This is a genomic window from Nocardiopsis sp. NPDC058631 (assembly GCF_042716955.1).
Lineage (GTDB): Bacteria > Actinomycetota > Actinomycetes > Streptosporangiales > Streptosporangiaceae > Nocardiopsis.
The window spans coordinates 58,749-81,445 of the sequence record NZ_JBHXQY010000016.1 but is presented as its reverse complement, the minus strand read 5'-3'; the positions used below and the strand labels follow the sequence as shown (position 1 = coordinate 81,445).

At 72.4% G+C, this 22,697-nt stretch carries 22 protein-coding genes; 11 read left to right on the top strand and 11 right to left on the bottom strand.

The window, feature by feature from the left end; genetic code table 11:
* Positions 1 to 149: 149 nt before the first annotated feature.
* The 5 genes from ACFWTE_RS08465 to ACFWTE_RS08445 form a co-directional block, all read right to left on the bottom strand.
* Positions 150 to 560 (bottom strand): VOC family protein, encoded by a 411-nt coding sequence (locus ACFWTE_RS08465; protein ID WP_378778664.1) that lies wholly within the window; start codon positions 558 to 560, stop codon positions 150 to 152.
* Positions 561 to 791: 231 nt separating this feature from the next.
* Positions 792 to 1,541, bottom strand: coding sequence for a hypothetical protein (locus ACFWTE_RS08460; RefSeq protein ID WP_378778663.1), 750 nt, complete (start codon positions 1,539 to 1,541; stop codon positions 792 to 794).
* Between the two features lie 147 nt (positions 1,542 to 1,688).
* Positions 1,689 to 1,937: a hypothetical protein gene (locus ACFWTE_RS08455; RefSeq protein ID WP_378778662.1), complete on the bottom strand. Its 249-nt coding sequence runs from the start codon at positions 1,935 to 1,937 to the stop codon at positions 1,689 to 1,691.
* A gap of 142 nt (positions 1,938 to 2,079) precedes the next feature.
* Complete coding sequence (locus ACFWTE_RS08450; protein ID WP_378778661.1) at positions 2,080 to 2,349, bottom strand: hypothetical protein; 270 nt, start codon at positions 2,347 to 2,349, stop codon at positions 2,080 to 2,082.
* 265 nt (positions 2,350 to 2,614) lie between these two features.
* Positions 2,615 to 3,865 (bottom strand): MFS transporter, encoded by a 1,251-nt coding sequence (locus ACFWTE_RS08445; protein WP_378778660.1) that lies wholly within the window; start codon positions 3,863 to 3,865, stop codon positions 2,615 to 2,617.
* Positions 3,866 to 3,963: 98 nt separating this feature from the next.
* Between ACFWTE_RS08445 and ACFWTE_RS08440 the strand changes: the two genes are divergently transcribed.
* From ACFWTE_RS08440 to ACFWTE_RS08430, 3 genes are all read left to right on the top strand, one after another.
* Positions 3,964 to 4,323 (top strand): ArsR/SmtB family transcription factor, encoded by a 360-nt coding sequence (locus ACFWTE_RS08440; protein ID WP_378778659.1) that lies wholly within the window; start codon positions 3,964 to 3,966, stop codon positions 4,321 to 4,323.
* A 400-nt stretch (positions 4,324 to 4,723) separates the two neighbouring features.
* Positions 4,724 to 5,449: a class I SAM-dependent methyltransferase gene (locus tag ACFWTE_RS08435; protein WP_378778658.1), complete on the top strand. Its 726-nt coding sequence runs from the start codon at positions 4,724 to 4,726 to the stop codon at positions 5,447 to 5,449.
* Between the two features lie 49 nt (positions 5,450 to 5,498).
* On the top strand, positions 5,499 to 6,119 hold the full coding sequence (locus ACFWTE_RS08430) for a maleylpyruvate isomerase family mycothiol-dependent enzyme (protein WP_378778657.1): 621 nt from the start codon (positions 5,499 to 5,501) through the stop codon (positions 6,117 to 6,119).
* 52 nt (positions 6,120 to 6,171) lie between these two features.
* Here the strand turns inward: ACFWTE_RS08430 and ACFWTE_RS08425 are convergent, their stop codons facing one another.
* Positions 6,172 to 6,654, bottom strand: a complete 483-nt coding sequence (locus tag ACFWTE_RS08425; RefSeq protein WP_378778656.1) for a YbaK/EbsC family protein — start codon at positions 6,652 to 6,654, stop codon at positions 6,172 to 6,174.
* 298 nt (positions 6,655 to 6,952) lie between these two features.
* Here ACFWTE_RS08425 and ACFWTE_RS08420 point away from each other — a divergent pair, with 298 nt between their 5' ends.
* Positions 6,953 to 8,143 (top strand): MFS transporter, encoded by a 1,191-nt coding sequence (locus ACFWTE_RS08420; RefSeq protein WP_378778655.1) that lies wholly within the window; start codon positions 6,953 to 6,955, stop codon positions 8,141 to 8,143.
* Between the two features lie 54 nt (positions 8,144 to 8,197).
* Here ACFWTE_RS08420 and bla read toward each other — a convergent pair whose 3' ends face one another.
* Positions 8,198 to 9,118 (bottom strand): class A beta-lactamase, encoded by a 921-nt coding sequence (bla, locus tag ACFWTE_RS08415; RefSeq protein WP_378778654.1) that lies wholly within the window; start codon positions 9,116 to 9,118, stop codon positions 8,198 to 8,200.
* Positions 9,119 to 9,353: 235 nt separating this feature from the next.
* Positions 9,354 to 9,863, bottom strand: a complete 510-nt coding sequence (locus tag ACFWTE_RS08410) for a DUF2255 family protein (protein WP_378778653.1) — start codon at positions 9,861 to 9,863, stop codon at positions 9,354 to 9,356.
* 469 nt (positions 9,864 to 10,332) lie between these two features.
* Here ACFWTE_RS08410 and ACFWTE_RS08405 point away from each other — a divergent pair, with 469 nt between their 5' ends.
* The 5 genes from ACFWTE_RS08405 to ACFWTE_RS08385 all read left to right on the top strand — a co-directional run bounded on the left by ACFWTE_RS08405 (position 10,333) and on the right by ACFWTE_RS08385 (position 15,517).
* Positions 10,333 to 11,487, top strand: a complete 1,155-nt coding sequence (locus tag ACFWTE_RS08405; RefSeq protein WP_378778652.1) for a histidine kinase — start codon at positions 10,333 to 10,335, stop codon at positions 11,485 to 11,487.
* Entirely contained in the window at positions 11,484 to 12,143 is a 660-nt protein-coding gene (locus tag ACFWTE_RS08400) for a response regulator (protein WP_378778651.1), read from the top strand. The genes ACFWTE_RS08405 and ACFWTE_RS08400 overlap by 4 nt, the downstream gene beginning before the upstream one ends.
* Positions 12,144 to 12,348: 205 nt before the next feature.
* Positions 12,349 to 12,915: a dihydrofolate reductase family protein gene (locus tag ACFWTE_RS08395; RefSeq protein WP_378778650.1), complete on the top strand. Its 567-nt coding sequence runs from the start codon at positions 12,349 to 12,351 to the stop codon at positions 12,913 to 12,915.
* 654 nt (positions 12,916 to 13,569) lie between these two features.
* Complete coding sequence (locus ACFWTE_RS08390) at positions 13,570 to 14,043, top strand: hypothetical protein (protein ID WP_378778649.1); 474 nt, start codon at positions 13,570 to 13,572, stop codon at positions 14,041 to 14,043.
* A 289-nt stretch (positions 14,044 to 14,332) separates the two neighbouring features.
* Positions 14,333 to 15,517, top strand: coding sequence for an alcohol dehydrogenase catalytic domain-containing protein (locus tag ACFWTE_RS08385; RefSeq protein ID WP_378778648.1), 1,185 nt, complete (start codon positions 14,333 to 14,335; stop codon positions 15,515 to 15,517).
* A gap of 66 nt (positions 15,518 to 15,583) precedes the next feature.
* On the opposite strand, the gene ACFWTE_RS08380 is transcribed toward ACFWTE_RS08385, so the two are convergent.
* From ACFWTE_RS08380 to ACFWTE_RS08370, 3 genes are all read right to left on the bottom strand, one after another.
* On the bottom strand, positions 15,584 to 16,447 hold the full coding sequence (locus ACFWTE_RS08380; RefSeq protein ID WP_378778647.1) for a family 16 glycosylhydrolase: 864 nt from the start codon (positions 16,445 to 16,447) through the stop codon (positions 15,584 to 15,586).
* A 316-nt stretch (positions 16,448 to 16,763) separates the two neighbouring features.
* Positions 16,764 to 17,771 carry an ABC transporter substrate-binding protein gene (locus ACFWTE_RS08375; RefSeq protein WP_378778646.1) on the bottom strand — a complete coding sequence of 336 codons (1,008 nt, stop codon included), beginning with the start codon at positions 17,769 to 17,771 and terminating at the stop codon, positions 16,764 to 16,766.
* Between the two features lie 168 nt (positions 17,772 to 17,939).
* Positions 17,940 to 18,710, bottom strand: coding sequence for a siderophore-interacting protein (locus tag ACFWTE_RS08370; protein WP_378778645.1), 771 nt, complete (start codon positions 18,708 to 18,710; stop codon positions 17,940 to 17,942).
* A gap of 300 nt (positions 18,711 to 19,010) precedes the next feature.
* Between ACFWTE_RS08370 and ACFWTE_RS08365 the strand changes: the two genes are divergently transcribed.
* Positions 19,011 to 20,810, top strand: coding sequence for an ABC transporter transmembrane domain-containing protein (locus ACFWTE_RS08365; RefSeq protein ID WP_378778644.1), 1,800 nt, complete (start codon positions 19,011 to 19,013; stop codon positions 20,808 to 20,810).
* On the top strand, positions 20,807 to 22,642 hold the full coding sequence (locus ACFWTE_RS08360; RefSeq protein ID WP_378778643.1) for an ABC transporter ATP-binding protein: 1,836 nt from the start codon (positions 20,807 to 20,809) through the stop codon (positions 22,640 to 22,642). Before ACFWTE_RS08365 ends, ACFWTE_RS08360 begins: the two co-directional genes overlap by 4 nt.
* Positions 22,643 to 22,697: the final 55 nt, after the last annotated feature.

The window sequence follows — 22,697 nt, the reverse complement described above, 5'->3', positions numbered from 1 at the left end:
CCCCGCACGGAAACACGTCCGTGCGGGGACTCCGGCGTCTCAGGTGAGCGCGTACCTCCGCCGGTGGGACTGCGGCCCACCGCCATTGCGCTTCTGCGTGGGCGGCCACCCGGCCCCGGCCGGTGCCGCGGTGGTGGCCATCGCTCCGGTCATGCTTCGATGCCGATCTGCCAGACGTGCCCATCCGGGTCGGCGCACAGGGCCGTGTACCCCCAGGGCTCGGGCCGGGGTTCGGCGAGCACCCTTCCCCCGCCGCCGCGGATCCGCTCGACCAGATCGGTGACCTCCTGCTCGGTGGCCACCTCCACACCCAGGAGGCACTCGCTGGTTCCGGCGGGAGCGAGCCCGCGGCTGTCACCGAGGACCCAACCGAGCCCCTCGGCGGGAACGAGCACCAACAGGGTGCGCTGGTCGACGCGGAACATCAAAGGTTCGGGCACACCGTCCTCAGCGGGTTCGCCGACGAGTTCGAAACCGAAGGTGTCGCGGTAGAACAGCATCGAACTCGTGCGGTCGGCGATCGGCAGGCTGATATGGAGGCCGCGGGCCTTGGGGGGCATGCCACTCCGTCCGGTTCATGTACATGACAGGGCCATTCCTATCCACCACCGGTGACAGTCGAACTCATCGCCCGTGGTTCACGGACGCGTCCTCCATACGGGGACGGGACCGGGCGTGGCCTCGTGCTCGCGGCCGCTGCGCCTCTGTGCCCATGCAGCACCACCAGGCTGAACGTCGCACATCCTCTTGCGAGAGGTCGCTCGGACGGCAGATCACCGACCCGAAGACCCTCAGAAAACACTTCCCAACCCCACGCTCTCCACGTCCGGGCGGTTGGGTGTGAACAGCACCCCTCCGCCCGTGGCGGCGCTCACCCGCAGGAGGTCGATCTCGTCGAGGTACCAGCGCAGGCCCGTCCCCCGGTGGCTCTGCAGCGGTACCCCGTCCAGGAACCTCACGTGGTCCAGCACCCCCTCCTGCGCGGCCTCGTCGAGCACCTCCTCGGTGTAGTCCGGATCCTCGCCGAGGTCGCCGAAGACCAGGAGAAGGGGATCGGGCCGCCCCTGTTCGCGGCTCACCTGCCGCATGCGGGAGAAGAGCCGGACCGAGATCTCCACGCCCTTGACCCTGAAGACGCGGACGGGGACCAGCAGCAGGGGCCGGCCGGGCGCGGCGCCGATCTGCTCCAGGAACTCCGTGTGCCGGTCCTGCAGCCCCTCGGGGGGAGTTTCGGGCAGCACGTTGGGGACCGTGACCGGCTCCAGCGGGGTGGGGTACCCGCGGGCCTCGGCGCGCAGTGCCTCCGAGACCACCGCCCAGCGGTGCGCGGGGTGCCCGCCCGGCAGCGGGGTGAACTCGTTGGGGGCCGGGTGGGGGCGTTGCCGTCGTTGGGAGCGTAGTCCGGCTTTGCGTGCCCATCCGAACGCGGTGTTGCGGTTGATACCAAGGGAGCGGGCTAGGTCTGTGACGTTGCCGGTCTGGGCCATCAGCTCCAGGAACCTGGCCCGCAGCCGGGCCAGTTCTTCCTTCGAAAACGACATGGTGGCCGCAACCTCCCCAAAGTCAGGGTGTTGCGACCACCGCTAGAACCCAAGCGGAGGCGGGGCCGTCCATCGCCCAGGAGCGGGGCGGGTCCCCCGGTCAACCGGACCGGGGCCACCCGCGCTCGCACGAGGGCGTCCTCGACCTCACTTCGCCGCGCTGTGGGTGCGGCTCACCTGAGCGCCGTCGGGGCCGGCGGAGTAGGTCACCTTCTCGTAGGTGACCGTCCCGTCGTCGGCGACCACGCTGCGGATCACGGTGATACCGGACCCCTGCGGCCCTGCGAAGCTGTCCACGCTCTGGAAGCGGGCGTCGGCCGCGGCGGCCGCGGGCGCGCCCAGGGCGATGCCCAGGGCGAGGACCGTCGTGGCCAGGGCGCGAGATGAAAGAACCATCGATCCTGCCAATCGTGTTCTGAGGTGGAAAACGACTCCGGCGCGGCGCCCTTCCGCAACCGCGCCGGAGATCACCCGTGTCTGGGCGGTGTCCCTTGAGGGGCCACGGGCGGTGAGCCCGTGGCCCCGTACTCAGAACGTCCTAGCCGGCGGCGCTGATCACGACGCCCTGGGAAGCCCCGTGGGGGCCGGCCTGGCTGAACTTCTTGGCGTAGAAGCTACCGCCCTTGCCGTCGCCCAGACCGTTCTTGGCGGCGGAGACGACACTGCCCTCGAAAGCCCCGTGAGGGCCGGCCTCGCTGTAGCTGGCACCGAAGAAAGTGTCCGCCATGGCCACAGCCGGGGCGCCGAGAGCCAGAGCGGGGGCAACGACGGCGGCGAAGACAAGACGGGTCACGCTCTTGCGGTTCATACGGGTTCCTCTCGGTATGGCCTGGCACTCCACCGTGGCGGTGCAGTGGCGCAGGAGCCACGTCTGGGACCGGAATCGGTTCCGTCCCTGCGGAATAGATATCCACGACCCCCAGATGATAACCCTATGTATTTATTATATAACTTAAAGTAGTTTTGGCTGCGACTTGGTGTCCCTTTGCCCGCGTCGACGCGCTGCGTGCCTGCCGTGGCACTCGGCCGCGGGTAGGTGTTCGGTGGCGAGACGGCCCCGGAATCCGCAGACGTCAGCGGCCCGTGACCGCGGAGGCCCGTTCCGCGGTCGGCGGACCGGGGCGCCACAGTCCCGCCGCCGCCGCGGCGCACAGCCCCGTCAGCACCCCGGCCCCGCCCAGGACCAGGACCGGGTCCAGGCCTTCGGCCCAGCCGGCCAGCGGGTAGGTGAGCAGGAAGCAGGCGTGGGAGAGGGAGAACTGGGCGGCGAAGACCCCGGCCAGGCCTCCCTCGGGGGCGGCCTCGCGCAGCAGCCGCCCGGTGGGGGCGGACACCAGCGCGCACCCCGCGCCCAGTACCACCCACCCAGCGCCGAGCGCCGGCGGCCCCGGCGCCAGTGTCCAGCTCAGGGTCAGGGCCGCCGCCCCCGCCGTGAGCACGACGGGACCGCTGAGCATCAGCGTGCGCGTGCCGAACCGGTCCACCAGGAAGCCCAGCGCCAGGGCCACCGCCATGGACCCGGCTCCGAAGCATGCCAGTGCCAGCGCCACACCGGTGTCGTTGCCGTCCAGGTGGGTGCGGACGAGGACGACGGTATCGACCAGGACCAGCGCGGTGACCACGGCCACGGCCATGTTCAGCGCCATCAGTGCCAGCAGGCGCCGGTCGGTGGCGAAGACCCGCCAACTCGCCGCGGCCCGGCGCGGACTCTGCGAGTCAGGCAACGGCGCGGGCAGGGCGGTGGTGGCCACCAGCAGGGCGGAGGCGGCGAAGCCGAGCGCGGTCAGCGCGAACAGTCCGTCGAAAGGAACCACGAGCAGCACCAGCGCGGCCAGCAGCGGGGAGGCCAGCGCCTCCAGGTCATAGGCCAAGCGGGACAGTGCCAGGGAGGAGGTGTAGCCGCGGTCGTCCACCAGTTCGGGGATGAGTGCTTGGAAGGTGGGGGTGAAGGCCGCCGAGGCGCACTGGAGCACGGCGATGAGCACGTACACCTGCCACACCTGGTCCACGAAGGGCAGGCAGGCCACAGCCAGGGCGCGCACCGCGTCGGCGCCCACCAGCACCGCCTTGCGCGGGGCCCGTGCCAGGGCCGCGGTCAGCAGGGGGCCGGCGCCCACGTAGGCGAGCATCTTGACGGTCAGGGCGGTGGCCACCACCCGTCCCGCCTGGTGCGGGGCCAGTTCGTAGGCCAGCAGCGCCAGGGCGACGGTGGCCATCCCCGTGCCCGCCAGCGCCACGACCTGGGCGTAGAACAACCTGCGGTAGGAGGCGAAGTCCGCCAATACCCGCCACACCACGACCACCACCCGAGAAGAAGGGGACACGAGCAAACGCACCACATATGTGCGCAAGTACGCACATGATGTCATGTGTTGCGGAGTTGTCCAGTCCCCGGGGTGTGTACGAGTCCTAGACTGCGCACATGCGCACCAGTGACGAGCAGGCCGCCCCCAGCCGCGTGCACCCGGCACCGCCCGAACACGAGCGGCTCGCCGTGGCCGCAGGGGTGTTCGCCCTGCTGTCGGACCCCACCCGGCTGCACCTGCTGTGGACCCTGGCCTCGGGCGAGGCGGACGTGGGCCAGCTGACCGAGACCTGCGGGGCCTCGCGTACCGCGGTCTCCCAGCACCTGGCCAAGCTGCGCCTGGCCGGACTGGTGGAGTCGCGCAAGCAGTCCCGGCACGCCATCTACCGGCTGCGCGACGGCCACCTGCGCCGCCTGGTGCTGGAGGCGCTCAACCACGCCGACCACGTCGTGACCGGCGAGCCCTTCCACGACTGACCGGGAGGATGTGTGGTGGCTTCTCCGGCAGGTCCGACCCACAGACTGGGCGACGAAGACCGGCTGTCCCCGACGGGATTCGCCGACTCGCTCCGGGAAGCCGCCGCACGCGACCGGAAGGGCGCCCGCGAGCTCATGGGAGCTTGGCCGAAAGCCCCGCCACAGTCTTGTCCGCCCGCCCGTCCGACGCGTACCACTCCAACGGGATCAGCGACAGGACAGCAGGTACCGCCATGACCGGGGGTACCGGGTGTCGAAAACCCCCGCCACCGCCCACACCCTCCGCACCCGGGACCGGGAAAGAGCGGCCGCCCGAGGAGGCGGGGGTGCGCTCGACGCGACGGTCGAACCGGGCCAAAGGCCCTGGCGGAACGGGGCCGAACGACAGCACACTGTAGCGATGTACTCCGACGCCGACGCGGCCTCCCTCTACGACCTCCTCAACGCCTGGGCCCCGAGCGACGACTTCTACCTCTCCCACGTCATGGCCTCCACGTCCGTCCTGGACGTCGGCTGCGGCACCGGCATGCTGCTGCACCGGGCCCGCGAGAACGGGCACGCCGGGCGGCTCTGCGGGCTGGATCCCGACCCGGCCTCACTCGACCGGGCGCGCGTCCGCGACGACATCACCTGGGTCCGGGGCCGCGCCGACGAGATGACGTGGGACGGCGAGTTCGAGCTCGCCGTCATGGCCAGCAACGCCTTCCAGGTGTTCGTGACCGACGACGACCTCCGCTCCTCCCTCGCCGCCATCCGGGCGGCACTGGTCCCCGGCGGCAGGTTCGTGTTCGGCACACGCAACCCCCTCGCCCGCGCCTGGGAGGGATGGACCGCGCAGAACGCCACCGACGTGGTCGACCACCGCGGGCGAGCGCTGCGCGTCTCACACCGGGTCGAGTCGGTGGACGGTGACGTCGTCACGCTCACCGAGACCACCGCCACCGGTGACGGGGAGACCCTCCGGGTCGACCGGGGAAGCCTGCGCTTCCTGGACGCGGAGGGCGTCGACGGGTTCCTGCGCGGTGCCGGGCTGGAGGTCGAGGCCCGCCACGGCGACTGGTCGCGGGGGCCGTTCACCGCCACGAGTGCCGACATCGTCACCGTCGCCCGCACAGCCGACGGCTGAGCCCCGGGGGTACGGCCCCGATGTCGGTGGCGGAGCCTAGGCTCCCCGCATGAACCCTCTCTGGCACGACGTCCACCGCGAACGGGACTCCCTCGCCGCCGACCTCGCGCACCTCACCGAGCAGCAGTGGGCCACCCCGTCCCTGTGCACCGGACTGAGCGTGCGCGAGGTCCTCGCCCACCTGGCGTCGGCAGCCGGGCTGAGCTGGACACGCTGGATGGCGGGGGTGATCCGCTGCCGGTTCGACTTCGACAAGCAGGTGGAGATGCGCCTGGCCGAGCAGCTCGGTGAGAGCCCGGCCGCGACGCTGGACAACTTCCGCCGCGCCGCGGCCAACACCACCACCCCGGTCGGCCCGGTCGTGGCCTGCCTCGGTGAAACGATCGTCCACGCGGAGGACATCCGCCGCCCCCTGGGGATCAGCCGCGCCTACCCCCTCGCCACCCTCACGCGGCTGGCCGGGTACTACAGCGGTTCCGACCTGGTGGTCGTGGCCAAGGGCCGGATCGGCGGGCTGCGCCTGGCCGCCACGGACGGCCCCTTCACCACCGGCTCCGGGCTCCCGGTGTCCGGACCGACCCTGGCGCTCGTCATGGCGATGACCGGCCGCGGGGCGTACTGCGACGAGCTCCACGGCGAGGGGGTCGCCACCCTGCGCGAGCGCTGCTGAGGACCGGTCGCGGCCCGTCCCGCCCCGGCGGTGACCTCCGGGTCCGTGCCCCTCAGTCGACGGCGACCGGGGTCCCGCCCGTCATCTTCAGCAGCTCCGCGTAGTCGGTGTGGAAGAGCGTGTTGGGCGTACCGCCGGCCGCCCACAGCTGCGGGTACTCCTCCAGCACGGTGTCCACGACCGTCTCGACGGGCGCCGGGTGACCCAGGGGCGCCACCCCGCCGATGACCTGGCCGGTGGCGGCGCGCACCTCCTCGGGTTCGGCGCGCCGGATGGTCTCCTTGCCCAGGCGTTCGGCCAGCAGCGCCACGTCCACCCGGTGGCGTCCGCTGGTCATCACCAGCAGCGGGTGCCCGTCGGCCATGAACACCAGGCTGTTCGCGATCGCCCCGACCTCGCAGCCCAGCGCCTCGGCGGCCTCGGCGGCGGTGCGGGTCGACGCGGGCAGTTCCCGCACCCGGTCACCGGCCCCGAACTCCGCGAGTGCCTCGATGACCCGCTGACTGCGCCCGGGCAGGTTCTTCCCGTTTGCCATGTGCTCTCCCCGTCCTGGATGCCGTCGGAAAAGGTGCCGTGCAGAGTGGCAGGCTACGCCCCCGCGGGCCCGCCCGGGGCGGGGGACCTGCGCAGGACGCGTCCCGAGGGCGTGGTCCGTGGATGCTCTCGGTTGACTCGGCGCTTGCGCCGATCGACGCGAGCGGCTGCCAGGCCATCTCTCGCAGGACGAGTAGCGCAGGTCAGCCCGGGTTCGGCTGCCCGAGCGCAGTCGGTGCGGCGAGAGGCAGCCTGGGGGACGCGAGCCCGCAATGATCCGCGGAACCTAGGCTGGCGGGGTGCCCGTACGCAATCGCTGGATCATCCTCTCCGTCAGCATGGTGGCGCAGGTGGCCAGCGTGTCGGCGATGTTCGGCGTGCCCATCGTGCTCCCGCAGCTGCGGGACGCCTTCGGGATCACGACCGCGCAGGCGGGGATGCTGGCCGGACTCCCCTCCCTCGGACTGCTGCTCACCCTCCTGATGTGGGGCGTGGTGATCGACCGGGTCGGGGAGCGCTCGACGATGGCGCTGAGCCTGGTGCTGACGGCGGGCGCGCTCGGCGCCCTCTGGATCGTCTCGGACCTGTGGGGCGCCGTGGTGGCCCTGGTACTCGTGGGAGCGGTCGGCGGCCCGGTCAACGCGGCCAGCGGCCGACTGGTGCTGGCCTGGTTCGACGCCGGGGAGCGGGGCCTGGCCATGGGGATCCGCCAGTCGGCGCTCCCCCTGGGAGTGGGGCTCTCGGCCCTCGTGCTGCCCGGGGCGGCCGACGCCTGGGGGTTCGTCGCGGCGATGACGCTCCCGGCCGCGCTCGCGCTCCTGGCCGTGCCCCTCGTGCTCGCGACGGCGCCGGGCCCGCCCACGACGCGGCCCGCACGCCGCTCCTCGCACGCGGAGGAGAGGGCGGCCCCCGCGGCCGCGGGGTCGCCGTACCGGAGCCGGCCGATCTGGCGGGTGCACGGCGTGAGCATGCTCCTCGGGGTCCCCCAGGTCGCGCTGATGACGTACGCGCTCGTCTACCTCGTCCAGGAACAGGGGTGGAGCCCGCCCGCCGCCGGAGCGGTGGTCGCGGTGGCGCAGGTACCCGGGGCCGCGGGGCGCCTGCTGCTCGGGGTCCGGTCGGACCGGACCGGAGACCGGATGAGGCCCGTGCGGTGGCTGGCGGTGGTCTCTGGGGCCTGCCTGGTCCTCCTCGCCTTGCTGCCCCACGCCTGGGCGTGGACGGCCGTGCCCCTGCTGCTGGCGTGCCTGGTCCTGACGATGTGGCACAACGGCCTGACCTTCACCGCCGTCGCCGAGATCGCCGGGACCGCGTGGGCCGGGCGGGCACTGGCCGTGCAGAACTGGCTCCAGGCCATCAGTACGACCCTGACACCGGTACTCATGGCGGCGGTGATCACGACCGCCGGCCTGCCCGCCGTGTTCGCGGTGAGCGCGGTGTTCTCCGCCGCCGCGGTCGCGGTGACCCCGGGCATCCGCGCCCGGGGCTGATGTGCGCCCCAGCCGGTGGAGGGCCACCGGCCGGGGTCGCGGCGTCGCCGACGCCTACGGGACCAGTTCCTCCACGACGATCTCCGTCGCCTCGGAGATCAGCGCGTTGTCGAACTCGGCGTCCTCCTGCTCGCGGGTGGACATGACCGCGATCACGATGGGGTCCCCCTCCGAGGGCCAGACGACGGCGATGTCGTTGCGCGAACCGTGGCTACCGCCCCCGGTCTTGTCGCCGACCCGCCAGTCCTCGGGGACCCCGGCGCGGATCAGCTCGTCGCCGGTCGTGTTGTTGACGAGCATGTCGGTGAGCACGGTGCGCTGGTCCTCCGCCAGGACGTCCCCGAGCACGAACGCGTCCAGGCTCTCGGCCATCGCGCGCGGTGTGCTCGTGTCCCGGGTCTCACCGGGAGGGACCTCGTTGAGCTCGGGCTCGATGCGGTCCGCCGAGATCACGTCGTCGCCGATCTCCCTCATGTCCTGCTCGAACTCGTCTGGCCCGCCCAACTCCTCGAACAGCAGGTTGGCGGCGGTGTTGTCGCTGTAGCGCACGGCGGCGTCGGCCACCTCCAGCAGCGTCATCCCGGTGTCGACGTGCTCCTCGGTGACGGGGGAGTAGTCGACCAGGTCGTCGGCGGTGTAGGTGATGACCTCCTCCATCTCCTCGGGGGTGTTCTGCCCCAGGACCAGGGCGGCCGAGAACGCCTTGTGGGTGGAGGCGTAGCCGAACCGCTCGTCATCGCGGTGGAAGACCTCCTCCCCGGTCCCCGTGTCCACCGCGTAGACCCCCAGCCGGGCGTCGAACTCCGTCTCCAACTGCTCGAACTCGCCGGAGAGGTCCTCGGCCACGGCCTGGGACCCCGACACCTCCGCCTCCGCGGCGGGCGCGGTGTCCGAACCCGCACAGGCGGTGGCCGGTACGAGTACGAGAGCGGTCAGGGCCGCGAACCCGGTACTGCGGGCCGTGGGGAACAACATGGGCGTCTCCTCCTGGTCTGGTGCGCGCCGCCCTGCGGTCAGGGCGGTGCGGTCCGGCCGGGCCCGGTGAGGCGGTACACCGCAGGGGATGCCCGCGGGACACCGTCGCCGTCCCGTGCCCTGTCCGTAGTCTGGGCCGCACCGCCGATACCGTCCAAGACGAAAACGACCAATCCCATGCGAGAACGGCATACACCCAGTTCGAGGCCGCCGGCCGTGGTCCCGGTGGACGTCCTCAGGCGTTCTCGCCCTGGCGGCGGGAACGGTCGAACAGGGCCTGCCACGGCAGGCCCTGTCCCACCGGAGCACCGCGCCGGGAGCGGCGGCCGGAGACGTCCCGGGCCGTGGCCGCCGAGCACGCGGGGGTCTGCGGGGAGCACGGCAGGAGCCGGAGTGTCGTGGAGGCCGCCTGGTGACCGGTCACCGTCTCGATGATGGCCGCGGCGTAGTGGCCGTACTTGTTCCGGTAGGCGGCGTCGATCCGACCACGGGCGTCGGGGTCGGCGGCAGCGAACGCGACGTTCCTGCGCAGGCCCCCGGCCCGGATACTGCCCTTGCGGCGGGTGCGTGCGTCCTGGTACCAGCCGGACGCGGGGCCGCCCAGCGCCCGGACGTAGAGGTCGTCCCCCTCACGCACCACCCAGATCCTCTGTCCCCGACGCAGCACGCGCCTTTCGCGCGCGACCGTCAGGACGATCTCCTCGTTGGCGGAGATCAGCGTCAACTCTTCGGAGGTCCACGTCATCGGTGATCTGTCATCTCGCTCTCGGTTCACGGCATCGGACAGGGGCGCCCGGTGGTGGGAACCGGCGCGGTGGTCCGCGCGCGGACCCCACCCACTGGGAGCGGGCTGTGAGGTCGGGTCCCCGGTTTCTTCGCGGGGGTGTTCGCCGCGCCGGGCGGAGACCGCCCGCAGCGCGACCCCGGAGGTGCCCGAGGGGCGGGGGCGGTACGACCGCCGACCGTCCTCACCCGTTCAGACTAGGGTTCGGGGGCGGCCGGAGGGAGGCCCTGTCGCACCCACCCTTGTGCCGTCCTGGGGACCATGGCGGGCAGCGCCGGTGAACTCGGGGCCGCGGGGCCGGACCGCAGCCGGGGGTGGAGCCTGCCCGAAAACCTGCCCGGCACACACCGGGCGAGCCCGGGGCCGCCCCCGTGCGCCCCGAAGAACGTCCCCGCACCGGCAGGGGCGACGCCCCCACTACACTTCCGAAATGATCGATCCACGGCGGTTCCCGGACCTGTGGCGCGGGCTCGACGTCACGGTCCGCGATCTCCCGCTGGGACTGCTCATCCTCGCCATGTCGTCCGTGCCGGCGTTCCACAACGTCGGGACGCAGTTCGGCGGCATGCCGGACCGCCCCTTGGACCTGACGGCCGTCGTCGCGATCGCCCTCCAGAGCCTCCCCCTCGCCCTGCGCCGACGGCTGCCGGCCCTCTGCCTCACCTTGGTGTCCCTCGGTTTCGCCCTCGACCAGCTCCGCGGCTACCACTCGTTCGCGGGCACGGCGCTGGCCATCGCGGTGCTGAGCACGGCGGCCCACCTGGAGGGGCGCCGGCGCGCCACCGTGCTCGCCTTCTCCGCCGCGTACCTCGTTCTGACGGCAGCCTTCCCGCTGCTCGGGGCGGGCGAGTCGCCGGCCGGGTACGTGACGTTCTACCTGGCGCTGGCCTTCATGTGGGGCCTCGGGGCGTGGCTGCGCTCCACCCGGGCCATGGAAGCCGAACACCGCCGCCGCGTCGCCGAGGACACCCGCACCGCCGAACGCACCCGCATCGCACGCGAGCTCCACGACGTCGTGACCCACCACGTCACGGCGATGGTGGTGCAGTCCGAGGCGGCGCGGTATCTGACCGGCGCGCCCGAACGCCTCGACCAGTCCCTGGCCGCGGTCACCGACACCGGCCGACGCGCCATCACCGACCTGCGGCACCTGCTCGACCTGCTCAACCCCGACCACGGCACCCAGGACACGCCCCCGCCCGTCGCCAGGCTCCTCCCACTCGTGGAGCAGACGCGCCGGGCCGGGCAGCCGGTGGAGTTCACCGAGGAGGGCACGCCGGCGGAGTCCAAGGGCAGCGCTGACCTCGTGGCCTTCCGGGTCGTGCAGGAGGCCCTGACCAACGCACTCAAGTATGCCCACGGGAGCCGGACCGCGGTCCAGGTGCACCACAGCGAGAAGGAGATCAAGGTGGAGGTCAGCACGGACGGTTCCGGCTCGACGGCCGGAACCCCCGGAGGGACCGGGCGGGGCCTCGTCGGCCTCCGCGAACGGGTCGACGTCCTGGGCGGCGACTTCAGCGCGGGACCGGGACCGCAGGGCGGCTTCGTCGTACGGGCGCGCATCCCCGCCGGGAGCCAGTCGTGACCGCTCCGATCCGAGTCCTGGTCTGCGACGACCAGGTGCTGATCCGCACCGGACTGGTGACGATCATCGACGCCCAACCCGACCTGGAGGTGGTGGGCGAGTGCGGGGACGGGCAGGCCGCGGTCGACCTCAGCGAGCGGCTGCGGCCGGACGTCGTGGTGATGGACGTGCGCATGCCGGTGCTCGACGGCATCGGGGCCACCCGTCGGCTGGCCGGCGCCGGGGTGCCCCAGCCGGTCAAGGTGCTCGTCGTCACGACATTCAACCTGGACGAGTACGTCTACGAGGCGCTGCGCGCGGGCGCGAGCGGATTCCTGCTCAAGGACGCGCCCCCGGCCCAGCTGCTGCACGGGATCCGCACGGTGTCCACCGGCGGGGCACTGCTGGACCCCGAGGTGACCCGCCAGCTCGTGGGCAGGTACGCCGCCCGGGTCAGGCCCGCCGAGGGCACCCCGAAGGACATCCCGCTGACCCCCCGCGAACTGCAGGTCCTACGCCTCATCGCGGACGGTCTCTCCAACAGGGAGATCGCCGGAGCCCTCGTGCTGAGCCAGGAGACCGTCAAGACCTTCGTGTCGCGCATCCTCACGAAGCTCTCGCTCCGCGACCGCGTCCAGGCGGTCGTCTACGCCTACCGCCAGGGTCTGGTGACCTGACGGGGTCGGCGTCGAACAGGGCGTCCGCGAGCTCGTCCGCGAGCTGGGCGATGGTCGTGTGGATCCCCCCGGCTCACGGGCCTCGGCGGGTCCCTGCGGTGCCGCACCGACACCGCCGGAGAAAAATCATCCTCGCGTGTCGATCTGGCCCGTGCCCGTTCGACGTCAGGGTGAAGAGGCAGACAGAGCAACCCAGGAGTCGACTGTGCGTACCCTGATCGTCACCGCGTTCGTGTCCGTGGATGGAGTCATGGAGGCCCCCGGCGGTGAGCCCGGCTACCGCAACGCGGGCTGGACCTTCAAGAACATCGAGATGGACGAGGCCGCCTACGAGATCAAGGCCAGGGAACAGAAGGAGGCCGCGGCCCTCCTGCTCGGCCGCCGCAGCTACGAGGCCTTCGCGCCGGTCTGGCCGACCATGGTGGAGGAGTTCGCCGGCTACAACGCCATGCCCCGGTACGTGGTCTCCACCACGCTCACACAGGAGGACCCGCGCTGGCCTGCCACGATCCTGCGTTCGGTCGACGACGTCGCGGCACTCAAGGAGACCGGCGACGGGCCGATCTCCGTCCAGGGCAGTTCCACCCTGGGACGCGCTCTCGCCGACGCCGGGCTGGTCGACCGCTACCACCTGCTCGTCTTCCCGGTACTCCTGGGCGCGGGCAAGCGGTTGTTCAGCGACGCGGACCAGGACGCCGCGAAGCTGCGCCTGGTCGAGCACGAGGCGTACTCCAACGGCGTCCAGAAGCAGGTGTTCGACGTCGTCCGCTGAGGTCGCCCCCGCTCGGGCGCGCTCGCCGGGTCGCGTCCGGCGTCCTTACCGTCCCTGGACGGCACGGTTCGCGGGCGGCCGGGCCCTCTTCGGGGAGCCCGACCCCGTGTGTGCCGTGAACAGGGGCGTCCCGGTGCCGGGCACGGGAGACGGTGACCGGGGCGACGGCGGCCCCGACCGGCAGTTCCGGGGGGCGCTTCTCCGGTGGGGCCGGGCACGGTCATTTCGAGGGCGCCGGCACAGCTGTGGATCCATGCTCCGTTGCGCCCCCGGAAGGCAACGCGCAGCGTGGAGCCGGCCTCACCCACGCACGTGGAAAGTCTCCCCGCCGGCCCGGAGTCCCACCCGCGGGAGGAACGGAGAATGCCCGGAGAATTAGGACGCCCCCTGAACTGCGGGTACTCGGTTCCAGTCCTTTGCCACCTGCGGAAACCCCAAAATGTTCCCGGGCTTCAGAACCTTGACGAAGCCCGTGAAGGATTGTAATTTTGCAAAAAATACCTCCCTTGCGGCTGGATCTGCCTGCGCCGACAACAAGTTTCACTCGACGTCCTGGTCCGAGGACGTCGACGCCGTCTTCGTCCGGCCACCTGTTCCCGTGACCTCCGAGAACGGTCACTTCCCACGTGGGGACCCCCGAGGCAGAGGAAGTGCATGACCGTCACCGAGGCAGGGTCCAGGGTCGCGTCCGGGGGCGGTATTCATGCGTCCCTGCTTCTCCTTCTCCCGTGGAGCATATCCTCCGACGTGCGCCCCGCGGTGGCGTTCGCGGTGCTGCTCGTGAGTTATGTCGCACTCCTCGCGATAACGACTCTCCCGAGCCTCGCCGCCTTCCTGTGGGAGAAAAGGAGATCATCCACGAAGGCTTCGCCTCATTTCGAGGCGACGAAAACAACCTCTGCCGCCGTGGCCGGCTTCTTCTACTTCGCCCTCCCGATCTCACTCGTTTTCACCGAGGATTCCACCGCCCTGGTGGCCGCCATCTCCATGGCGGCCTTCGCCATGGGATTCCTGGTGCACAGGATGTGTCTTTACGTTTCCTTCTCAGGTGTGCCGGTCAGAGTTTTCTGTCCCATCGTTCTGTCGATTCCGGTCTTGGGCCTGCTGATCATCACCTGGCCGTTCTAGGGTCCGACCCCGGTCCTGGGCGCACCCGGGTGTCAGCGGCTGGTGCCCAGCAGGCGGCGCCGGACCTCGGTCCCGGGGCGTGCGGGGGACGGGGCTCCCCGGTGCGTCGTTCATGGAGGTGAGATGGGCATACCCACCGGTATCGAATACTTTCGATACCGAGTTTTTCCGCCGACTGGCCGGGAGAGCCCGTTTTCCGTTGCCGACCCGGGGGTAGTGGGCGGGCACGGCCGCCCTCGGGCAGCACGGCCCCGGGCGCCGACCGCAGGAGGCGACACCGGGGGGAACCATGAAGGCAGTCGTGTGGAACGGTACGAGGGACGTCGGGGCCGCCGAGGTCCCCGACCCGCGGATCGAGGACCCCGGTGACGCCGTCATCCGGGTCACCAGTTCGGGGCTGTGCGGCTCCGACCTGCACCTGTACGAGGTACTCGGCCCCTTCATGACCCCGGGTGACGTGCTCGGCCACGAACCCCTGGGCGTCGTCGAGGAGGTCGGCCCCGGTGTGACCGCCCTGGCCCCGGGCGACCGGGTCGTCGTCCCCTTCCAGATCTCCTGCGGCCACTGCGCCACGTGCGGCAGCGGACTCCAGACCCAGTGCGAGAACACCAGGGACGACGAGCAGGGCATGGGCGCGCCGATCTACGGCTACAGCTCGCTGTACGGATCCGTCCCCGGCGCGCAGGCGGAGTACCTGCGGGTCCCCCGCGTGGAGGCGAACGCCATCCCCGTGCCCGCCCAGGGCGACGACGACCGGTACGTGTTCCTCTCCGACGTCCTGCCCACGGCCTGGCAGGCGGTCCGCTACGCGGACGTGCCCGAGGGGGGTTCGGTGGCGGTCCTGGGGCTGGGGCCGATCGGCGACATGTGCTGCCGGGTCGCCCGCCACCTGGGGGCCGGGCGCGTGTTCGGCGTGGACCCCGTACCCGAGCGCCGCGCACGCGCCGCCGCCCGGGGGGTGGAGGTGTTCGACTCCTCCGGCGGTACCGACGACCTGGTCGGGGAGATCCGCGAGCGCACCCGCGGGCAGGGCCCGGACGCGGTCATCGACGCCGTCGGTATGGAGGCCTCCGGGCACGGGCCGGCGAGGATCGTCCAGAAGATGGTCACGCTCCTGCCCCGGAGCGCCGCCGCGAGGCTGATGGAGACGGCGGGTGTGGACCGGCTCTCGGCGCTGCACACCGCGATCGACCTGGTGAGGCGCGGAGGGACGGTGTCCCTGATCGGCGTCTACGGCGGCATGGCCGACCCGATGCCGATGCTGACCCTCTTCGACAAGCAGATCCAGCTCAGGATGGGCCAGGCCAACGTGCGCCACTGGGCGCCGGAGATCCTTCCGCTCCTGGACGGGGAGGACGTGCTGGGGGTGGAGGACTTCGCCACCCACCACCTGTCCCTGGACGACGCCCCACGTGCCTACGAGGCGTTCCAGAAGAAGGCGGGCGGCATGGTCAAGACGGTCTTTCGGCCCTGACCCCGCCGCCGGAGGCACCGCCCCGACCGCACGACCGCTCGGGTGCGGGGTCGGGGCGGCGGGGGATCACTGCTCGTAGATCCGCACGTAGTCGACCACCAGCTCCTGCGGCAGCTGGGTGGTCTCGTCCGGGTAGCCGGGCCACTCGCCGCCGATCGCGACGTTGAGGATCATGAAGAACTCCTGGTCGTAGACCCAGGGGTTCCCGCCCACGTCGGCCGTGGTGATGGTGTTGAAGGGGACGTCGTCCACGGACCAGGTGATCGAGCCGGGGGTCCAGTCGACCGCGAAGACGTGGAAGTCGTCGGTGAAGGCCCCGCCGTCCGGGTGGTCGTGGGAGGCGCCGATCCCGCCGCCGCCGGAGTATCCGGGGCCGTGGACGGTGCCGTGCACGGTGCCCGGGATGTGTCCGACGTTCTCCATGATGTCGATCTCGCCGGAGTCGGGCCACGGGGTCTCGGGGAAGTCCGAACCCAGCATCCAGAACGCGGGCCACACGCCCTGGCCGGTGGGGATCTGGATGCGCGCCTCGATCCGCCCGTAGGCGTGCTCCACCTTGTCCTGGGTGGTCATGCGGGCCGAGGTGTAGGAGCCGTCGGACTCCTGGCGTGCGGTGATGACGAGGTTGCCGTTGCCGTCGAGGGCGGAGTTGTCGCGGCTCCCGGTGTAGTTCTGGAGCTCGTTGTTGCCCCAGCCGTGGTTGCCGGTCTCGTGGTTCCAGTTGGCCGCGTCGGGCGCGCTGCCCGCCGCGCCGTCGAACTCGTCGGACCACACGAGGTCGCCGGGGGCGGAGCTCAGGTCGGCGTCGGCCGGGGCCGCGCTCGCCGGGTTCCAGTGGGGGGCGGTGAGCACCGCCGCGGCGAGGGCGGCGGAGGCCGCCACCGCGGTGGCGGCGGTGGCGGTGCGACGGGGGTTCTTCGTCCTGGTCATACGGGCTCCGTGGGGGTCGTCGGGTGGCGGGGCCACCGCCGTGACGCGTGGGGAGCAGCGGGTTCCGCACGGGCCGTGGGGCGGTCGCCCCCTGTGGGCGATTACCCACTGAACAACTGTTAAGTGACTGTACGTACCCGGGCGGCTGCGGACAAGGGGGGTTCGCGAGAAATGGGGAACGCTCCCAGATGGGTGGCGCCCTCCGGGTCGAGATGGTCGGCAGACGCCGAGGGCCCCGTGGGGCGGACGCTCCACGGGGCCCTCGGCGGGCGGAGGGCGGGCGGGGGAGTGCCCGCCGCGCCGAAGGTCGGTGTCCTCAGCTTCCGAGGGACTCCTGGAGCAGCGGGACGACCCCTTCCAGGGCGTGGGCGACGCCCAGGGTGGAACCGCTGGAGAAGGCGTTGGCCAGCTCCAGGTCGTCCATGATGACCAGGCGGCCGTCCTCGGCGGACGGGATGCCCTGGAGGACCGGGTCCTCGTGCAGGAAGCGCGTGGTCTCCTCGTCGCCGATGGGGAAGACCACGGTCAGGTCCGCGTCCAGGACCTCCACCAGCTCCGGGCTCAGGTCCACGTAGAACGCGTCCTCCGCCATCTCGGTGATCTCGGGCTTGTTCTCGAAGCCCAGCTCCTCCAACAGGTCGACCCGCCCGTCCCCGGGGACGTAGGCGCCGTACTGGCCGTCGAAGTAGGCGCCGACCGCGATGGTCATGCCCTCGAAGTCGGGGTTGTCCTCGCGTGCCTGGGCGAAGCTGCCCTCCAGCTCCTCGATGAGCTCCTCGCCCCGCGCGTCCTCGCCGAGCACCTGGGCGACCTGGCGTGTCTGCTCCTGCCAGGTGGTGCCGTAGGTCACCTCGACGCCGGGGGGCGGGCCGACCACGGGGGCGACCGGGGAGAGCAGGTCGTGGCGTTCCTGCGTGTGGTCGGAGCGGGTGTCGAGGATGACGTCGGGCTCCAGGGAGGCGATCGCCTCCAGGTTGGGCTCCATGGTGCCGAGCTGGACCGGCTCCTCCTCAAGCAGGTCGGCGGCCCAGGGGCCCACTCCGGCCCCTCCGTAGCCCTGCCAGTCGGCCACGCCGACCGGCTGGACGCCCAGGGCGAGCGCCGTCTCGGCGTCGGACCAGCCCAGGGCTGCGACGTTGGCCGGCCTGTCCTCGATCTCCACGTCGCCGAACAGGGTCTCGACGGTGACGGGGAAGCCTTCGGCGGCCTCGCCGGATCCGCCCTCCTCGGCGTCGGAGGTGGGGCCACCGCAGGCGGCGAGCATCAGGACGGACAGAGCGCCGGCGGCGATCGCGCCGCCGCGGGTCAGCGGACCGCGGTTCATGGGGCCTCATTCAGTCAAGGAGGTGAGCTTAGGCTCACCTAAGTCAGACTTATAGTGGAGGAGTCGGGGTCATTGCGCAAACCGGACATCGTGGCGCGCCGGGGGGCGGTGGGCCGACAGTCGCACAGCGGGTGACGAAGTTCACCGCCGCCGGTCGCGGTGCCGGGGTCAGGCGTAGGCCTCCGTGCCCGCGCGCCAGTACCCGATGAACGTGATGTCCTCCTTGGCCACGCCGCGGTCGCGCACCAGGAACCGGCGCAGCCCGGTGGGCAGCCCGTTCTCACCGGCCACGAAGCAGTAGGGGCGGCCCTCGGGCAGTTCGGCCCCGCTCACCGCCTCCAGCGCCAGCTTCCCGGGGGTCGTGTGCGCTCCGTCGCGCGGCAGCCAGCGCACCTCCACCCCGGCGGGGGCGGTGACCTCCCGGATGTCGGCCGAGGAGGGCACCTCCAGGAACGCCAGCCCGCGCAGGTCGGCCGGGGCCTGTTCGAGGATCGACAGCAGGGCGGGCAGGGCACTCTCGTCACCCACCAGCAGGTGCCAGTCGGCGTCCTCCGGCGGCAGGTAGTAGATGCCCTCCGCCAGCAGCCCGAGCTCGTCCCCGGGGCGTGCGCCCAGGGCCCAGGCCGACGCGGGCCCCTCGTCCCCGTGGGCGACGAACTCGATGTCCATCTCCAGGGCCTCGGCGTCGAACCGGCGGGCGGTGTAGTTGCGGACGTGTGGGCGGCGGTCCTCGGGCATCGCGCGGAACTCGGCCACCCAGCCGTCGTCGGCGGAGGCGTGGGGCAGGTGCAACCGGTCCTGGCCCGGCCGGGCGAAGAGGATCCGCGTGCACTGGTCCAGACCCATGAACTCGAATCCGGCCAGTTCCTCGCCGCCGACCGTCACCGTGACGAAGTTGTCGGTGGTCTGCTCGGTGCGCACCACCCTGGCCCGGACCATACTTCGTCGACTCGGATACCTGATGCGCAACGGAAGGCCTCTCGTTCTGGGTGCGGGGTTCGCCGGGGCGCGTCCTGGCCCGGGGCCGCGACGGGCCCCGGCGGCGGACGGGTTCGCCGTCACGGCGGGCGAAGGTTAGCCTAACCAAGGTTGAGAGTGGTCGGGTGGCCGGGGTCGTGTTCGGTGCGGACGGGCGGCCTGACTAGCCTGGCCAGGGCACGACACGGCAGGGAGAACAGAACATCGGATGAGTACACGTCTGTACGGGGTCGTACACCCCGAAGAGAGAGGACGCACCAGGTGAGCGCCGCCACCGGCACGGTCGAACCCCCCGACACCGCGCCCCCCGCCGCAGAGCAGGCCGCCCCCGCGCCACGGACCCGCCCCGACGGCGCCCCCGACAGCGCGCGGGCCCTGCGCCGGCGCACCCTGCGCCGCAACCGCCGCCACGTCTGCCTCGGCGTCGTCCTGCTCTCCCTGCACCAGGTCGCCGAGGCCCTCGTCCCCGTCGCCATCGGCCTGACCATCGACCTGGCCGTGTTCCCCGGGGACGTCACCGCCCTCGCGTACTGCGTCGCGGGCACGGTGCTGCTCTTCACCGTGCTGGCCCTGGCCTACCGCACCGGGGCGCGTTTCGCCCTGCGCGCCGTCGAGAACGAGGCCCACCTGCTCAGGGTCGAGGCCGCTCGCCGCGCCCTCGACCCGCGCGGCGAGCGCAGCGGGCTGCGGGTGGGCGAGGTCCTGTCCGTGGCCACCTCCGACGCCGAACAGGCCGCCCTGTACGTGCGCGCCTGGGCGTCGGGGATCGCCATGACGGTCGCGATCGCCGTCACCACCGTCGCCCTCCTGGTGGTCGACGTCCCGCTCGGCGTCGGCGTGCTCGTGGGCGTACCCCTCCTCATGCTGCTGCTGCGCATCCCCGCGGCCCACATCACCCGGCGCAGCGCGGCCAAGCAGGCCACCGCCGCCGGGGCGACCGCCCTGGCCACCGACCTGGTCACCGGGCTGCGCGTCCTCATGGGGATCGGTGCCCGCCACAACGCCGCCCTCCGCTACCGCTCCGCCAGCGTGCGAGCACTGGAGGCATCGGTCGGCGCCGCCGCCAGCAGCGGCGTCTACCGGGGACTGGTCACCGCCGCCAGCGCCGTGTTCCTCGCCTGCGTCGCGGGCGCGGCCGGGTGGATGGCACTGGAGGGCCGTCTCACCATCGGCGAACTCGTCATCGTGATCGGCCTGGCCCAGTTCCTCGCCGAGCCCGTCCAGGGCCTGGGCATGGTCGGTCAGATCTTCGCGACCGCCCGTGCCTCCGCCGAGCGGCTGGTCAGGCTGCTCAACGCGCCCGACGCCGTCACCCCCGGGAACCGGTCCCCGCAGGAGAGTGGCGGGGACGCGCTCGTGGAGCTGTCCGGCGTCTCCTACCGCACCCTGCGCGACGTGGACCTGCGGCTCGTCCCCGGCGAGTTCGTCGGCGTGCTCACCACCGACCCCCGCGACGCCGAGGCACTGCTGGAACTGCTTTCGGGCCGGGGCGACCCGGAGGGCACCGGCGGCTCCGCCACCGTCGGCGGCGTCCCCGTCCACGACCTGGACCTGGCAGCCCTGCGCGCCACGGTCCTGGTCGAGGAGCACGGGTCCGCCCTGTTCGAGGGCACCCTGCGCTCCAACCTGGTCACCGGCACCGAACCCGACGACGAACGGCTGCTCGACGCGCTGCGGGCGGCCTCCGCCGAGGACCTGGTCGTCGGCCACCCCGACGGCCTCGACCGGCCCGTCTCCGACCAGGCCGCCAACCTGTCCGGCGGCCAGCGCCAGCGCGTGGCCCTGGCCCGCGCCCTGGCCGCCGACCCGCCCGTGCTCGTCCTGCACGACCCCACCACTGCCGTGGACGCGGTCACCGAGGAGGCCATCGCGCGCGGCGTCGCCGCCGCGCGGGCAGGACGCGCGACGGCGGGGGCGACCCTGGTCGTGGCGGCGAGCCCCGCACTGCTGGCCCGCGCCGACCGGGTCGTCGTGCTCGTCGGCGGGCAGGTGCACAGCACCGGAACACACGCACGACTGGTCGAGGAAGACCGGCACTACGGCGAGGCGGTGCTCCGATGAGCGCGACCACTTCCACGGACACCGCGGAGGCGCCCCCCGCCGCCGCGGACCACCCCGGCGGCGACCTGCTCCCCACCGCCACCGCCCGCAGGACCTGGGCCGTGCTCGGGGAGGGCGTGAGCCGCACCGGATGGGCCACCCCCCTGGCCCTGCTGACCGTGCTCGCGGGCAGCGGCGCCGGACTGGTCGCCCCCTGGGTACTGGGCCGGATGGTCGACGACATCTCCGCGGGGGCGAGCCCGGACGCCGTCCTGCGCTCGGCCGCGCTGATCGCCGCCGCCGCGGTGGTCGGCGGACTGCTCGTGGGACTGGGCGCGTGGATGGTCAGCCGGGTCGGCGAGACGGTCCTGGCGGGGTTGCGCGAGCGCGTCATGGACCGGGTCCTGCACATGCCCGCCACCCGGCTCGAACGGGTCCGCATCGGCGACCTGCTGTCCAGGGTCGGCGACGACGTCGCCGTGGTCACCAGCAGCATCGCGCGCACCGGGCCCGACGTGGTGGTCGCCCTGGCCACGGTCGTGCTCACCGCGGTGGGCATGACCGCCCTGGACTGGCGCCTGGGCCTGGCCGGGCTCTGCGCGCTGCCCGTGTACGCGATGGCCGTGCGCTGGTACCTGCCCCGCTCCGGCCCCTACTACGCCCGCGAGCGGATCGCCATGGGCGAGCGCTCGCACGCGATGATGGGAGCCCTGCGCGGACGCGGCACCGTGCGCGCGTACCGCCTGGAGGACGAGCACGAGGCCCGCGTCGCGCACAGGTCCCGTGCGGCCAGGGACATCACCGTGGAGGTGTTCCGCCTGTTCACCCGCTTCGGGTCGCGCCTCAACGGCGCCGAGTGCGTGGGCCTGACCGCCGTGCTGGTCACCGGGTTCTGGCTGGTGCGCGGCGACCTCGCCACGGTCGGCATGGTCACCGCGGCAGCCCTGTACTTCCACCGCCTGTTCGGGCCGATGATCTTCCTCGTGATGAACTTCAACGAGGTCCAGTCGGCCGGGGCCAGCCTGGCCCGGCTGGCGGGTGTCGTCGACCTCCCGCAGGAGCGCGACCCGGGCGCCGAGGAGGGGCCCGCGGGCTCCACCGTGCGGATCGAGGGCGTCACCCACTCCTACGGGGCCGGTGCCCCGCCCGCACTGGAGGAGGTGACCCTGGACGTCGCGGCCGGGGAACGGGTGGCCCTGGTCGGGGCCAGCGGCGCCGGCAAGACCACGCTTGCGGCCCTGGTGAGCGGGCTGCGCACACCCAGCCGGGGGACCGTCTACCTGGGCGGCGTCCCCCTCGACGAGCTCGGGGAACGCCGGGTGCGCGAGCACGTGTACCTGGTCAGCCAGGAGACCCACGTGTTCGCCGGGACCCTCCTGGAGGACCTGCGCCTGGCGCGCGCCGAGGCCACCGAGGACGACGCCGGGGAAGCGCTGGAGGCCGTCGGCGCCCTGGAGTGGGTGCGCGCCCTGCCCGAGGGGCTGGACACGGTCGTCGGCGAGGGCGGCCACGCCCTGACCGCAGAACAGGCCCAGCACCTGGCGCTGGCCCGCCTGGTCCTGGCCGACCCGGACGTCGCCGTCCTGGACGAGGCCACGGCCGAGGCCGGCAGCTCCGGTGCCCGGCGCCTGGAGCGGGCCGCAGCCGCGGCCACGGCGGGGCGCACCACCCTCGTCGTGGCGCACCGGCTCACCCAGGCCCGGACCGCCGACCGGGTGGTGGTGATGGACCAGGGCCGGATCGTCGAGCAGGGGCCGCACGCGGAGCTGGTCGCGGCCGGAGGCCGCTACGCCGTGCTCTGGAGCAGCTGGCAGGGCACGCCCGTCGTGGACGGTGAGGCGCTCGCGCCGTAGCGGGAACGGGTCGGGCACACGCGCTCCCCGGGCGCGTGTGCCCGGGGAGCGCGTA

Excerpts from the sequence above, each read along its gene's own strand:
- ACFWTE_RS08450 (WP_378778661.1), bottom strand. The coding sequence starts at position 2,349 with ATGAACCGCAAGAGCGTGACCCGTCTTGTCTTCGCCGCCGTCGTTGCC.
- bla (WP_378778654.1), bottom strand. The coding sequence starts at position 9,118 with ATGTTGTTCCCCACGGCCCGCAGTACCGGGTTCGCGGCCCTGACCGCT.
- ACFWTE_RS08435 (WP_378778658.1), top strand. The coding sequence starts at position 4,724 with ATGTACTCCGACGCCGACGCGGCCTCCCTCTACGACCTCCTCAACGCC.
- ACFWTE_RS08370 (WP_378778645.1), bottom strand. The coding sequence starts at position 18,710 with ATGGTCCGGGCCAGGGTGGTGCGCACCGAGCAGACCACCGACAACTTC.
- ACFWTE_RS08440 (WP_378778659.1), top strand. The coding sequence starts at position 3,964 with ATGCGCACCAGTGACGAGCAGGCCGCCCCCAGCCGCGTGCACCCGGCA.
- ACFWTE_RS08465 (WP_378778664.1), bottom strand. The coding sequence starts at position 560 with ATGCCCCCCAAGGCCCGCGGCCTCCATATCAGCCTGCCGATCGCCGAC.
- ACFWTE_RS08380 (WP_378778647.1), bottom strand. The coding sequence starts at position 16,447 with ATGACCAGGACGAAGAACCCCCGTCGCACCGCCACCGCCGCCACCGCG.
- ACFWTE_RS08410 (WP_378778653.1), bottom strand. The coding sequence starts at position 9,863 with ATGACGTGGACCTCCGAAGAGTTGACGCTGATCTCCGCCAACGAGGAG.
- ACFWTE_RS08455 (WP_378778662.1), bottom strand. The coding sequence starts at position 1,937 with ATGGTTCTTTCATCTCGCGCCCTGGCCACGACGGTCCTCGCCCTGGGC.
- ACFWTE_RS08360 (WP_378778643.1), top strand. The coding sequence starts at position 20,807 with ATGAGCGCGACCACTTCCACGGACACCGCGGAGGCGCCCCCCGCCGCC.
- ACFWTE_RS08375 (WP_378778646.1), bottom strand. The coding sequence starts at position 17,771 with ATGAACCGCGGTCCGCTGACCCGCGGCGGCGCGATCGCCGCCGGCGCT.
- ACFWTE_RS08430 (WP_378778657.1), top strand. The coding sequence starts at position 5,499 with ATGAACCCTCTCTGGCACGACGTCCACCGCGAACGGGACTCCCTCGCC.
- ACFWTE_RS08385 (WP_378778648.1), top strand. The coding sequence starts at position 14,333 with ATGAAGGCAGTCGTGTGGAACGGTACGAGGGACGTCGGGGCCGCCGAG.
- ACFWTE_RS08425 (WP_378778656.1), bottom strand. The coding sequence starts at position 6,654 with ATGGCAAACGGGAAGAACCTGCCCGGGCGCAGTCAGCGGGTCATCGAG.
- ACFWTE_RS08390 (WP_378778649.1), top strand. The coding sequence starts at position 13,570 with ATGACCGTCACCGAGGCAGGGTCCAGGGTCGCGTCCGGGGGCGGTATT.
- ACFWTE_RS08460 (WP_378778663.1), bottom strand. The coding sequence starts at position 1,541 with ATGTCGTTTTCGAAGGAAGAACTGGCCCGGCTGCGGGCCAGGTTCCTG.
- ACFWTE_RS08405 (WP_378778652.1), top strand. The coding sequence starts at position 10,333 with ATGATCGATCCACGGCGGTTCCCGGACCTGTGGCGCGGGCTCGACGTC.